The sequence below is a fragment of the Corallococcus sp. AB045 genome, assembly GCF_003668895.1.
GTDB classification, from domain to species: domain Bacteria; phylum Myxococcota; class Myxococcia; order Myxococcales; family Myxococcaceae; genus Corallococcus; species Corallococcus coralloides.
Window position 1 is genome coordinate 1 of the sequence record NZ_RAWN01000129.1, and the last position, 13562, is coordinate 13562.

Below are 13562 nucleotides of genomic sequence, written 5' to 3' on the forward strand. Positions count from 1 at the left end.
AGTCCATACCGCCATGTCCGGCGACTCCCCCGTCCCCAGCCCCGGCGGCTTGCCCACCCTGCCCCTCCCCCCGAGAGAGCATGGGAAGGCCAGGAGCCCTCTTCGGCGTAGCGGGCGGGAGCAGAACGGGAAGTGAGGGACGCTGACGGGGAGCCCATGGGCCGCACGCCGGTGCGCTCCGGGCCACGCCTCAGCGCCCTCATGATATCCATTGTATTCGTGTTATTCATGGAATTAATGAATACTGGCATGCTCCACATGCGTCCAGCATTGCCCCGCAGCTCGCTGGCTCGCCTGAAAGGACGTGACCATGCGACTCCGCGCCTACGCCGCACTCCTACTCTTCCTCTCGGCTTGCGCCACGTCGGCACCGAGCCCAGCAGAGCGCGCGTCCCGGAACCCGAGGATCGCCAATCTCCAGCGTGCGGCGGCGCTGCCGTGGACTGACGGGGGGCGGTGCGTCGTCCGTGAGGCTTCCCAGCCTTGGCCTGTGCTGGTGGAGAAGTGCTATCGGACTCTCGACCATGACCGGCTCGAGTTCCACGACACCACGGGAAGATGCACGGTCGCCTCCGCTGACGCCGCTGCCGTGGGAATCGGCTTCTGCGTGCTGGCGGCTCCTGAGATTGCCGTGGGAGCCGTGATCGTGCTTGGAGTGGTGGTGGTCGGCGTCGCCATCAAAGAAGCGCTGGACGCGTATGAGCTACGACACGCCTACCCCGAGGAAGCAGGGACCTCGCGAGGAACGAAGGTGGCATCCCGGGAAGCTGAAGCGCAACGCAAGCCCAGGTTGAAGCCCGAGCCAGCGGGGCAGGACTGGCAGCCCCCGGTGCCACCTGTGCCCGTAGACCGGACGGGGCGCGCCAGTTGCGAACCTGTTCCGGTGCCCCACGCGGGCGAGGATGACCCACACAATGAATGTGCCGACAAATTCCCACCCAACCGTTACCCCGGGATGGACGTGCTCGTTGGTGGTGTGCGCTTCGATGCGCTGCAAGTCGGCGTGCGCAAGCTTTGGGAGATCAAGACGCATCAATTCGACACGTACTCCAACTTCATCCGGAGGCGGGAGATCGAGAAGGAGCTGGCGCAGATAGAAAAGGAGCAAGACGCGGCGGCGGCATGCGGATATGGCTACGTGATTGGGGTGAGTACCCAAGCGCACAAGGACGCGTTGCTTGAAGCAGATCCCCTACTTGATGTCGTCGTCACAGGGTGCAAACGATGACCACGCCTGATTCCCTCACCCTCATCGTTTACGCGCCCGCACTCGTGGGCAACGATGGCCGCACGCTGGATGTCATCCATGGGATGGAAAAGGCACTTCCCGGTTTGCGCCTGGCGTGGCACATCCCCGAGAGCGGCCCCCTCATTGCGTTGCCGCATCGCGACGCATGGCTCGCGGAAATGACACAAGACGGGGAATTCCCCCTTTTGTGCAACGGGGATGAGAGCTACCCCGTGACGATTTCGGGGAGGGGCAGGTCGGGGCGCCTCAGCCCGGGTAGACAAGCGCGGCTTGAAGTGCATGCGGAAATACCACTGGACGCACCCGCGATCGCGGCAGCGGCGGCTGTGATTGAGGCCGTGGCCGAGGGCTCTCACGCGTACTGGGGGCATGTTTCGCCATACGGTTACGGCTCGGAGGTCGCACAGCAGTTTCGCCGTTCGCCTCATGGACCGGAGCGCTCACCCCGTGGGCTTCCCATGCTCAACCTTCCAGAGAAGCTCCCCACGCCTGCGACTCCCTGGTTCCTTGGGTGGCTGAACTATTGGTCTGCTGCCACAGCGAAGACCATCGGGTTCCCGGATCCTGCTCGCGATGCCGAGTTGCTCACGCGGGCGCGGCGTACGGCGTCGAATGGGTGGGTTGTGCAGCTCACGGCTGAGCCGCTCGCATACGACAACCCCGCCCACCTGGATGCACTCAAGCGGACCTACGAGCGGTTCCCCGAGATCGGCGGACGTGCAGCGCCTTGACCCGAGTCAGGAGCCCGGTGCATCGCTCCGGCTGTAGGAAAGAGCCCCACTGCGCGGACATCGGCGATGGTAGCCTTCCCATCCGGGAGGTCATGCACCATTGCTCCAACCTTTCAGATTGGCTCTCGCGCTCGCGCTCGTGTGGGGTGCTGCTACGAGGGCTGAGCCGGCACCGGGTGCACGGGGCAGGCGGGAACGTTCCGTCGCCATCGCCAGCACGTCCGCCGAACCGTTGCCCATCGTCCGCGTTGCGGGGGACACCCCGACGGTGTTCCTCTTCTCTTCGCCGATCCAGAAGAAGACCCTGACCTTTGATGAATCGCGGATCCGCGTCCTGGACGCGGGCGAGCGTTCCGTCATCGTCCAGCCCGTGGCCAATCTCGCTGCGGGCGAGCGTCAAGAGATCGGGGTCTTCTTCGCTGACGGCCGAGCGCCGACACGGGCAGCGTTCGTGCTCGTGACCGACCCGGCCGAAGTGGACTCTCGGATCGATGTGCAGCGCCCTGAGCCGCCGAATACGGCCTGCCAGCCCACGGCTCAAGTCCCGGCGCCGAGGCCGGAAGACTTCGTGCTACTCGGCTACGTGGACGCGAAGGGCGTCACGACGTCCAGCAGCAAAGGCACGCTTGATGCTGTGCAGGGGTTGATTTTGGACTCAATTGTAGCCTTTCGGGGCGCCGGTTGGATTCTGGCGGACGTGAAGATTGTGAACCGCCCTGACCATCCCGCTTGGACACCACGAGAAGCGATGTTCGTGGGGCGAGTCGGCATGCCCCTGCGGGCGCGACTCGTAGCCGAGAAGCCGGGTGCAATCCTTCCGGGGGAGAACGGGCGAGTGCTGGCGGTCGTGGAAGTACCCAAGACGAAAGCAGACCTCGTCTTCACCCTGGAGGTGCGTGGTGATGGGGAGCGTCGGCTCACGATTCCAGACGTGCGCTTCCCGAAGCCCGCCGCGGAGGATGCCCAATGAGCGCGACGCTGCTTCACGTTCCGCCCGGTACGTTGATTGACGGGTGGCAGGTTTCCAAGCCACTCGGTGACGGAGGCTTTGCGTTCGTCTTCCTTGGCGAAAAGAACGGCAGGCACCGGGCCATCAAGGTGGCCCAGCACCGGGAGTCCAGCGGCGACCCCAAGCAGACCCATGCCCGGACGCTGCGGGAGTTGACGGCGCTGCTCATGCTGGACAACCCCCACATCGTCCGGCCGCAGGGGTACGGCCTGGCGGAGAGTGGGAACCTGTACCTCGCACTCGACTACGTGGACGGCTGGACGCTCGCAGAGTGGGCGGAGCGTAAGCACCCGACCGTTCGCGAAATCCTCGGGGTCTTCGAGAAGATCGCCGGTGCGCTGGCATACATGCATCGCCGGGGCATCCTGCATCGGGACTTGAAGCTGTCCAACGTGCTCATCCGTAAGAGCGACGGTGAGCCCGTCATCATCGATTTCAGTTGCGCGACCTACACCTTCGCCGAAGACCTGACGGATGGGGGGTTGCCTCCAGGGACAGACCGCTATCGTGCGCCCGAGCAGTTCAAGTTCCTGCGCGAGCACAAGGACGAGCACCGGGCCCGCTACGCCTTCCAGGTCGCCGACGAAATCTTCGCGGTCGGCGTCATGCTCCATGAACTACTGACCGACCCACGCCCGACGGAGTTTCGTCCGCGCTTCGACTTGAACAGCCCTGCCCTCCCACCGCCGCCCCCTCGATTGGCGAATGCGCGGGTGCCAGCGGCCCTGAGCGACCTCGTCGAGACCATCCTGGCCCGAGACCCCAAGGGGCGTCCGGTCGATACCGAGGCGCTGCGCCGCGAACTGGCGGATCTCCGTGCCGAGCGCTCCGCTGAGTATGACGTGCCGGCCCATCCACCCGCTGAACAACGTCACGGAGGGCCAACACCTGCGGCACTGGCAATGCCTTCCACGCCGCAATCATTCAAGCGGCATGTGGCCATGATGGAGCGACCGCTTCGCGCGGGGAGGTGGCTCGCAGGCGTCGTTTGTATCGTCGCGCTCGTCATGGCCGCGGCCCTCTGGCGCTCGTCAGGGAGCGTCCCCGGCGGGCCTGCCAAGTCACGCGACGCCGTAGCCCCACGCCCTCCTGCTGCCACCACCCATTCCGCACCGCCCAAGACACCCCCTCCTGCTATGACACCTGCTGGCCGTTCGTCCGTGACAGTCCCGGGGCCATCCATCTCTGCTACCCCGAAGGAAGGATCCGCCTTGAAGACCCCAGCCCCCGAAGCCTCGCCCCCAGGACGTGCGCCCCGCCTGCCGAAGAAGTCCGTTGCCGCCGTCGAGTGCGCGTCGCTGTCGCTCGTCGCGGCGCTGGCGGCGGGTTGTCCGGGTGCCCAGATCCGTCCAGAGCGCTTCACCTGCCCGGCTGGGGCGGAAGAGGCCATGCGGGAGCAACTTCACTGGGAGGAAGGGGACAGATTCTCCCTTCAACTCGATGAGCGCCAAGCGGGTTTTGACAATGTATGGTTCACCGCTGGCGCGGAGGTGGTGGGGGTGGTCCCCAAAGGCGTCAACAATGACCGGCAGGCGGCGGTCGCCCCCAAGGGCACACGCTTCTACGGCAAGGCTTATTACCTCTCCGACAAGATGGGGCGTGCGGAGGGGCCGGCACTCGTCATCCGGTACGACCGCGTGAAGCTCCCGGGGCAGGAGGAGTACCCCATTTGCTTCGTGCACGAGGGAACTGCCGTGGCGTTCAAGGACGGCAAGGTGATGGCGGTCAATCGAGGCTCCGGGACAGTGGTGGACCGCTGGCCCTGAGCGCGCCCGGGCGACGTGGTGGGTAGGTGCTTGATTTCGTCCCCTCCTCCTCAAACTCGACATGACCTCCCAGGGTCGTTCCACAATGGCCCATCCCACAGGTAACGTCGTCCACGACGCGTCGGCCGTCGGATGCCTGCGCGAAGAGGAGGAAAGAGCATGTCGGAAAGTGAGTTCAGGCTTCCACGCGGGGCGATTCTCTTCACTCGGGATGGCTTCCAGTACGAGTTCCGCGAAGACCTGGGAGAGGTCCACCACGGGTTGAGTCTCCTGCTGGCCCGGCGCCGTACTTCCGAGGGCAATATCAGAGGCAAGGTGCTGCTCAAGGCTGTGGGCGTTCCGAAGTTGATGGAGCTGCCTCGCATCAAGCGGGCACGGGCGAAGCTTGAAGAGCAGGTGCGCCTCGCGACGTACCTCGACCATCCGGGCATCCTCCGTGTCCATGGGCTGCACAAGGCGGAGGGGTGCTGGTACGTCATCACCGAGCATCCGTCGGGGCACAGCATCAACACCCTGTTGACGCTCTCGGGGGAGTGCGGTCGCCGGTTCTCTCCCCTCTTCGCCCTCCATATCGGGGCGCGCGTCGCCGAGGCCCTGGAGCATGCCCACGAGGCAAAGGACGAACAGGGGCGCCCCCTCAACATCGTCCACCGGGCGCTCGACGTTGAGCACATTTTCGTCGATTGGAACGGTGACGTGCAGGTCTCCGACTTCGGGCTCGCTCTGTCGGACCTGCCCGGCCGCGTTTCGTCCACGGTGCGCCAGCCGCAGGGGGGATGCGTTCTACTCCTCCCCGGAAATGCTCCTGACGGGCCGCGTGGATGCGAGAGCGGACCTCTTCGCGCTTGGCAATGTCCTGCTTGAACTCGCGACGGGGAAGAACCTCCTCGATGCCCCTGACGCCTTGACCGAAGAGGTGAAGGACTCGCTTTCAGTCAGGCAGCGCGTGCGGGTCCGACGTGCCGTCAGGCGGGCTCGGCTCGCTGGAAGCCCTGTTGGCGTGGAGGACGCAATCTGGCGCGCGGCGACCTACTCGCAAGCGGACCTGGAAGCGTTGACGGAGCCGCTTCCGCAGGGACTGGGCCTGGCTCTGCGCAAGCTCCTCCAGCCCCGCCCGGAAGCCCGCTACCAAACGGCGAGGGAACTGGCGGCGGACCTGCGCCGCTGGCTCGGAGAGGGAGACGCCTACGGTCGGAAGGAAGCGGTGTCGGAGCTGCACGAGATGGCGAAGCGATCCCGCGAGGTGATGGTCGAGCTGGGCATGCGGCGCCCCCGTGGCCTCCAGGTGTCCCAGGACGAGATCAGCACGAACTAGCCACGCTGCCTGCGAGGAGGCTCAACTCCAGTCCCGCCATGTTGCACGTATGTCGCATGAAGCTGCGGCATGGGATGGAACACGGCGGGACAACAGGTCATGCGGCGGGATATCGAATCCGGGTCGCTCCGAGCGGCAGCGAGGTAAGGGCGCGATCCTGCTGGGAGTTTCGCACCGCCCGGTGCGGGTTCGATTCCCGCCGCCTCCATCCCGAGAAGCCCAGCAATCTCTTCTCCCGCGCCTCGGGCGATAGGTGGGACGAGGCGTGCCTTCAGGAGGCCTCGTCCTGCCCGAGGAGGACGGCGGGGTCCGCCACCACGAGGTCCGCGCCGTGGCGGCGCAGCTCGGCGGGCAGGCCCACCCTGTCGACGCCAATGACATAGGCGAAGTGGGCTGCCCGCGCGGCCGCGACGCCGACGGGTGTGTCCTCGAAGATGACCGCCTCCTCGGCGTCGGCACCGAGAGCCCGGACCGCCGCGAGGTAGAGCTCGGGGGGCTGTGTGGCGTCCAGCCGCGCGTCGAAGAGGTCCGGGATGCCGGCTGACTGGAGCAGCTCCGCGCCGTGCCTGCTCGCGGAGACGGCCGCGGTCCGGAGTCCCGCCGCGCGCGCCGCCTGGACGTAGCGGACCGTCCCCTCATACGTCTCCACCCGCTCCTGCCGGAGCAGCTCCACCAGGAGCTCTCCCTTGCGGTCGTTCAGCGCGTGGACCGTGCCCTCCGGCAATTCGATGCCGCGGGCGTCGAGGAACGCATGAATGCCTTCCAGGGGCGGCTTGCCGTCGAAATAGCGGCTGTAGTCGCGCACCAGGTCGAAGGGGATGAAGGGCTGCCGCGAGGACCGCGCCCGCTGCCGCAGGTAGTAGTCGCACAGCTGCTTCCAGGCCCGGGCGTGGAGGCTGGCGGTCTGGGTGAGGACGCCGTCGAGGCCGAAGAGGCAGGCGCGCGCGCGCGGCGGAAGCCCCAGCTTCGTCCGTGCGAGGGGCGGCTGGCCCAGGATGAAGGTGTCCACCGCGTGGGCGAACCCCTCCTCTTCGTTGGTGCGCGTGACGTGGCGCGCGGGCCGTTGGACCTCCGCGCTGGCGTTGCCCATGGCGATGCCCATGCCGGCGATGCTCAACATGGGCAGGTCGTTGGCCATGTCCCCGATGGCCGCTATCTGCTCCAGGGGAAGCCCGAGCAGACGCGCGGCCTCGCGTACGACCATCCCCTTGTTTGCTTCAGGGTGCGTGACGTCGACGTAATAGGGCGTCGAACGCGCCGCCGACGCGTCGGTGCCCAACCGCAAGGCGAGCTCCGCCTCGCAGCGCGCGACCCGCGCCGTGTCCTCGCTCACCCCGACGAGCTTGATGACTGCATCGAGCACGCCGTGCAGGTCCGCGATGACGACCGGGTCGAACCCGACGTTGCTCCGCTCGCGCGCCACGCGGAAGGCCTCGGGGGCGCGGAGGAACCACTCCACCCCCTGGTAGACCCAGACATCCAGGCCCGCCTGGAGCATGAAGTCGACGGCCTGTCTGGCAATGGCGGGCGGCAGGGTCCGCTGCGCCAGCACCGTCGTGAGATCGGGTTTGACGTACACGCCGCCGTTGAAGGCCGCCAGGGGAGCGGTGAGCTTCAGCGGGGCCACCAGCGCTGCCATCCCACGCGGCGGCCGCCCGCTCGTCAGGGTGAACTGGATGCCGCTGGCGCGCAGCCGGGCGACCGCCTCGCAGGTTCGCGGGGTGAGGACCTTGTCCCGCGTCACCATGGTCCCGTCGACGTCCGCGATGAGCAACTTGATGGTCATGGCTGTCTCCGCCTGCCCGCCCGCCCGCTCGCCGCCGCGTCCGCACACCGGGCGTCATCCGTGACAGTGGGGGCCTGCATCAAGATGGCATCGCGACGTGGGCCGCACCATCCAGCCCGGTGCTCAAAGGCAGACCCGTTGCCAGGCGCCCCACCGCCAGTTGTCTGCGCATCGGGACGCCCTCAGGTTTCCCTCCAGGGAATGGGAGGAACACATGCCGACGATGCCAGGGCTCGGTGAAACCGCGCGAGCCATCATTGCAAACGGAATGGGCATCCTGGCGGCGGATGAGACTGTCTCCACGATCACGAAGCGCCTGACCGCACGCGCAATCGAGTCGACCGCGGACAGCCGCCGCGCCTACCGGGAGCTGCTCTTCAGTACGCCCGGCATCACCGAGTTCATCGGCGGTGCCATCATGCAGGACGAGACGATCCATCAGCACAGCGCGGCTGGCATTCCGCTGGTCAAACTGCTGTCGGACCGCGGCATCATCCCCGGCATCAAGGTCGACGCCGGCGTCCACCCCCTGGCCGGCGCGCCGGGAGAGTCCGTCACGGAGGGGCTCGACGGGCTCCGCGAGCGGCTCAAGGAGTACCGCGAGCTGGGCGCGCGCTTCGCCAAGTGGCGCGCGGTCTTCGTCATCCGCGCCGGGCTGCCCACCGCGGCGTGCATCCACGCGAACGCACATGCGCTCGCGCGCTACGCCGTCCTCTGCCAGGAGCAGGGCCTGGTGCCCATCGTGGAGCCCGAGGTCCTGATGGAGGGCGCGCACGCGCTCGAGCAATGCGAGGACGTGACGGGGCGCGTGCTGCAGGCGGTCTTCAATGAGCTCTTCGCCGCGGGGGCGTCCCTGGAAGGGATGTTGCTCAAGCCGAACATGATCACCGCTGGCCACGGCTTCGCGAGGCACGTCCCGGTGGCGGAGGTGGCGGAGGCGACGTTGCGCGTCCTGACGCGCCACGTGCCGCCCGCGGTCCCCGGAATCGTCTTCCTGTCCGGCGGACAGGACGCGGTCCTGGCCACGGAGCACCTCAACGCCATCAACGCGCTGGAAGGCCCGAAGCCCTGGACGCTGAGCTTCTCCTACGGACGCGCGCTGCAGGACGAGGCGCTCGAAGCCTGGCGGGGCCAGGGCGCGCAGGTGCCCGCCGCCCAGCGGGCGTTCCACCACCGCGCCTGGTGCGACAGCGCGGCGGCCCAGGGCGCGTACAGCGCGGACATGGAGGGCGAAGCGGGTTTCGCCCCATCCGAATCCACACTCCACACCCACCACTGATGGGAGGCATGTCATGGCACACCCCGAAGGAACGGAAGCGTCGGAGTATGGGTCGCCGTTGTCCGCCAGGGAGCACGGCCAGGGGCCCTCCGCTCCAGGCCGCGAGCGGACCCGGGGCGGAGGACCGCTCACCGCCCGGGAAGTCGAGTTGATGAACGCGTACTGGCGGGCGTGCAACTACCTGGCGGTGGGGATGATCTACCTCCAGGACAACCCGCTGCTGCACCGGCCCCTGGTGCCGAAGGACGTGAAGCACCGGCTGCTCGGCCACTGGGGCGCGAGCCCGGCGCTCTCGTTCACCTGGGTCCACCTGAACCGGCTCATCGTCGAGCAGAACCTCGACGTCATCTTCGTGGCCGGGCCGGGCCACGGCGCCCCGGGCGTGCTCGGGCCGGCGTACCTGGAGGGCACCTACTCGGAGGTCTATCCGGACAAGAGCATGGACGCGGAGGGGATGCGGAAGTTCTTCAAGCAGTTCTCCTTCCCCGGGCACATCGGCAGCCACGTCACCCCGGAGACGCCAGGCTCCATCCACGAAGGCGGCGAGCTGGGCTACAGCCTCTCCCACGCGTACGGCATGGCCTTCGACAACCCGGACCTCATCGTCGCCTGCGTCGTGGGTGACGGCGAGGCCGAGACGGGGCCGCTCGCGACGGCCTGGCACTCGAACAAGTTCCTCAACCCCGTGCGGGACGGCGCCGTGCTGCCCATCCTGAACCTCAACGGGTACAAGATCGCCAACCCGACCATCCTCTCCCGCATCAGCCCGGAGGAGCTGGAGGCGCTGTTCGTCGGCTACGGCTACAAGCCCTACTTCGTCGAGGGCAGCGACCCGGCCCAGATGCACCAGAAGATGGCGCAGACCCTGGAGCAGGCCGTCGAGGAGATCCGCGCCCTGCAGAAGACGGCACGGCTGACGGACACTCCGACGCGTCCGCGCTGGCCCATGATCATCCTGCGCTCGCCCAAGGGCTGGACCGGTCCGAAGGAGTTGGACGGGCACAAGCTGGAGGGAACCTGGCGCTCACACCAGGTCCCCTTCGGCGACGTGCGAGGCAACCCGGCGCACCTGAAGGCGCTCGAGGACTGGATGCGCAGCTACCGGCCCGAGGAGCTGTTCGACGCGGAGGGACGGCTGATGCCGGAGCTCCGGTCGCTCGCGCCCAAGGGGGCCCGGCGGATGAGCGCGAACCCCCACGCCAACGGCGGCCTGCTCCGCAAGGCGCTCAGGCTGCCTGACTTCCGCGACTACGCGGTCAAGGTCGGCACGCGCGGCACCACGCTGCATGAGAACACGAAGCCGCTCGGCGAGTTCCTGCGCGACATCATGCGCGACAACCCGACGAGCTTCCGCGTCTTCGGTCCGGACGAGACCGCCTCCAACCGGCTCCAGGCCATCTACGAGGTGAGCGGGAAGACGTGGATGGCCAGCATGGTGCCGGAGGATGCCGACGGGGGCTACCTCGCGCGGGACGGCCGCGTCATGGAGATGCTGTCGGAGCACACGCTGCTGGGCTGGCTGGAGGGGTACCTGCTCACGGGGCGCCACGGCCTCTTCCACACCTACGAGGCGTTCGCCCACGTCGTGGACTCCATGTTCAACCAGCACGCCAAGTGGTTGGACATCAGCAAGAACCACGTGAAATGGCGGGCGCCCGTTGCCTCGGAGAACATCCTGCTGTCCTCGACGGTGTGGCGTCAGGACCACAACGGGTTCTCCCATCAGGACCCGGGCTTCATCGACCTGGTGACGAACAAGTCCGGCACGGTCACGCGCATCTACCTGCCGCCGGATGCAAACACGCTGCTGGTGGTGGCGGACCAGTGCCTGCGCAGCACCGACTGCGTCAACGTCATCGTCGCGGACAAGCAGAAGCACCTGCAGTTCACCAGCATCGACGAGGCCGTCGCCCACTGCGCCAAGGGGTTCGGTATCTGGAAGCGGGCCAGCACGGACGAAGACGCGGAGCCGGATGTCATCCTGGCCTGCTGCGGTGACGTCGCGACGCAGGAGGCCCTGGCCGCCGCCTCCATCCTGCGCGCGCGCGCACCGAACCTGAAGCTGCGCTTCGTCAACGTCGTCGACCTGTTCAAGCTCCAGTCGTCGGCGGATCACCCGCACGGGTCCACTCAACGCGAGCTCCAGGGCCTGTTCCCGCCGGGCAAGCCCATCATCTTCAGCTTCCACGGCTATGCGTCACTCATCCACAAGCTGGCCTATCGCTTCATCGACCACGAAGACCTGCACGTGCATGGCTACCGGGAGAAGGGCAACATCAACACGCCCTTCGAGCTGGCGATCCTCAACGAGACGTCCCGCTACCACCTGGTCATCGACGTCATCGACCGCGTGCCCGGGCTGCACGCGAAGGCGGGGCACCTGAAGGAGGAGATGAAGAACGCCATCCTCGACAACCTGGCCTACGCGCACGAGCACGGCCGGGACCGGCCCGAGGTCGCGGACTGGACCTGGCCGGACTGAGGACTGAGGGCTCGCGCCATGAAGCTCCCGGGCCTTCGAAGAACGCCCGGGAGCCGCGTCATGCGCGGGGTTCGGTGATGATGTAGGCCGCGTTGACGAGCGAGAAGTGGCTGAACGCCTGCGGGAAGTTGCCCAACTGCGCGTGCAGCTTCGGCATGTACTCCTCGGCGAGCAGGCCCAGGTCGTTGCTCAAGGACAGCAGGTGTTCGAACAGCCGCCGGGCATCCTCGAAGCGCCCCATCATCTGGTACGTGTCGGAGAGCCAGAACGAGCACGCGAGGAAGGTGCCCTCCTCTCCGCTGAGCCCGTCCACGGAGCCGGAGGCGTCCGGCTTGAAGCGGAGCACCAGCCCGTCCTGGAGCAGCTCGCGCTCGATGCACTCCACCGTGCCCACCACCCGCGGGTCCGTTGCCGGAAGGAAGCCGGTCATCGGGATGTAGAGCAGGCTCGCGTCCATCTGCTTGCCGCCGTAGTACTGCACGAAGCTGTTCAGCTCGCGATTGAACCCCTGCGCGCAGACCTCCTCGAAGATGCTCTCTCGGGCTTCCAGCAGCCGCTCCATCGGAGCCGACATCTTCGTCTCATCCGAGGCCTTGATGGCCCGGTCGAGCGCCGCCCACGCGGCCACCTTGGAGGCGGTGAAGTGGCGATTGGGTCCGCGCATCTCCCAGATGCCCTTGTCGGGATTCTGCCAGACCTTCATCGCGTGCTCGGCGACGTTGAGCAGCGCGCGCTGCGCGACGGGGCCGACCTCGCCGAAGTATTTCGCGCCCGCGTAGAGCACCGCGGCCACCTCGCCGAGCACGTCGAGCTGGAACTGGTTGTAGGCCCCGTTGCCGATGCGCACGGGCTTCGCGCCACCGTAGCCGTCGAGCCAGTCCAGCGTGGACTCCGTGAGGCGGCGCTCGCCTCGGATTCCGTACATGATTTGCATCTGGGCGGGGTCTCCCGCGATGGCACGCATCACCCACTTCCAGAACGAGGACGCCTCATCGCTCAGGCCCGCGCGGTTCAGGGCGTTGTGCGCGAGCACGGCGTCGCGCAGCCACGTGAAGCGGTAGTCCCAGTTGCGTTCGCCTCCCGGCGTCTCCGGGAGCGACGTGGTGGGCGCGGCCACGATTCCGCCCGTGCGCTCGTAGCTGCAGGCCTTGATGGTGATGAGGGAGCGGACGACCTCGTCGCGGTACCTCGGCGGCGGGACGATTTTCGACACCCACTGGGTCCAGTAGCGGTGGGTCTCCTGTTCGGCCTGGTCCGCATCCAGGTTCGGCGGGACCTGATCCAACCACGAGTAGTTCCAGCTCATCACCCAGGAGAACCGCTGGCCCTCGGTCACCTCGAAGTTCGAGACCAGCGGGGACGCGGTATCCCTGTCCGTGCGCCGGACGAACAACGCGTCAGGGCCGGCGAACGCACGGAGCGAGCCGCCCACGCTCTCCACCCTGGGGATGGAGCGGCCGAAGGCGAAGCGTGGCGTCAGCTTCGAGTGCATCGCCACCGTCCCCTTCACCCCCACGACGGTCCGGACGATCCTGGGGAACTCCTGGCTGACGGGCATGAAGTCGATCAACCGGACGGAGCCCGAGGCGCAGGTGAACTCCGTCTCGAGGATCAGGGTGTCCTTCCGATAGCGGCGGGTGATCTTCTGGATGGGCTCCCTCGGTGCGAGCGCCCACTCGCCGTTCTCCTCCGTCCCGAGCAGGCTCGCGAAGCAGGCGTCCGAGTCGAAGTCTGGCAAGCACAACCAGTCGATGGTCCCGTCCCGGGCGACCAGCGCCGCCGAGCGCATGTTTCCGATGAGCGCGTGGTCCTCGATCCTGCGGTTCGTCTGGATTCCCAGCTGCGCCGGGACGACAGGCTTCTGGGCCTTCTGTTTCTGCGTGATTTGTTCCGCCATTGCGTTGGCTCCCGTATGCCTCATGATCAATTCTTGACGCTGGCGCCC

General features: G+C 67.2%; 8 protein-coding genes and 1 pseudogene. 7 read left to right on the plus strand and 2 right to left on the minus strand.

The window, feature by feature from the left end:
* Positions 1-310: 310 nt before the first annotated feature.
* From D7Y21_RS26840 to D7Y21_RS26860, 5 genes and pseudogenes are all read left to right on the plus strand, one after another.
* Positions 311-1228 (plus strand): DUF6310 domain-containing protein, encoded by a 918-nt coding sequence (locus D7Y21_RS26840; RefSeq protein ID WP_120565885.1) that lies wholly within the window; start codon positions 311-313, stop codon positions 1226-1228.
* Positions 1225-1980 (plus strand): DUF5953 family protein, encoded by a 756-nt coding sequence (locus D7Y21_RS43000; protein WP_120565744.1) that lies wholly within the window; start codon positions 1225-1227, stop codon positions 1978-1980. Before D7Y21_RS26840 ends, D7Y21_RS43000 begins: the two co-directional genes overlap by 4 nt.
* 100 nt (positions 1981-2080) lie before the next feature.
* The gene (locus tag D7Y21_RS26850; protein WP_120565745.1) at positions 2081-2950 is read left to right on the plus strand and encodes a DUF2381 family protein; all 870 of its coding nucleotides are present in this window, start codon (positions 2081-2083) and stop codon (positions 2948-2950) included.
* Complete coding sequence (locus D7Y21_RS26855) at positions 2947-4755, plus strand: serine/threonine-protein kinase (protein WP_121716549.1); 1809 nt, start codon at positions 2947-2949, stop codon at positions 4753-4755. Before D7Y21_RS26850 ends, D7Y21_RS26855 begins: the two co-directional genes overlap by 4 nt.
* Before the next feature lie 159 nt (positions 4756-4914).
* Positions 4915-6070, plus strand: a pseudogene (locus D7Y21_RS26860) (serine/threonine protein kinase).
* A 271-nt stretch (positions 6071-6341) separates the two neighbouring features.
* Here the strand turns inward: D7Y21_RS26860 and D7Y21_RS42320 are convergent.
* A complete protein-coding gene (locus tag D7Y21_RS42320; protein WP_199735496.1) occupies positions 6342-7856 on the minus strand; it encodes a Cof-type HAD-IIB family hydrolase in 1515 nt (504 codons plus the stop codon).
* 214 nt (positions 7857-8070) lie between these two features.
* Between D7Y21_RS42320 and D7Y21_RS26870 the strand changes: the two genes are divergently transcribed.
* Together D7Y21_RS26870 and D7Y21_RS26875 are read left to right on the plus strand one after the other, a co-directional pair.
* A complete protein-coding gene (locus tag D7Y21_RS26870; protein ID WP_121716551.1) occupies positions 8071-9135 on the plus strand; it encodes a class I fructose-bisphosphate aldolase in 1065 nt (354 codons plus the stop codon).
* Positions 9136-9148: 13 nt separating this feature from the next.
* Positions 9149-11617, plus strand: coding sequence for a phosphoketolase (locus D7Y21_RS26875; protein ID WP_120565758.1), 2469 nt, complete (start codon positions 9149-9151; stop codon positions 11615-11617).
* 58 nt (positions 11618-11675) lie between these two features.
* Here D7Y21_RS26875 and D7Y21_RS26880 read toward each other — a convergent pair whose 3' ends face one another.
* Positions 11676-13514, minus strand: a complete 1839-nt coding sequence (locus D7Y21_RS26880) for a glycoside hydrolase family 15 protein (RefSeq protein ID WP_121716553.1) — start codon at positions 13512-13514, stop codon at positions 11676-11678.
* Positions 13515-13562 lie beyond the last annotated feature (48 nt).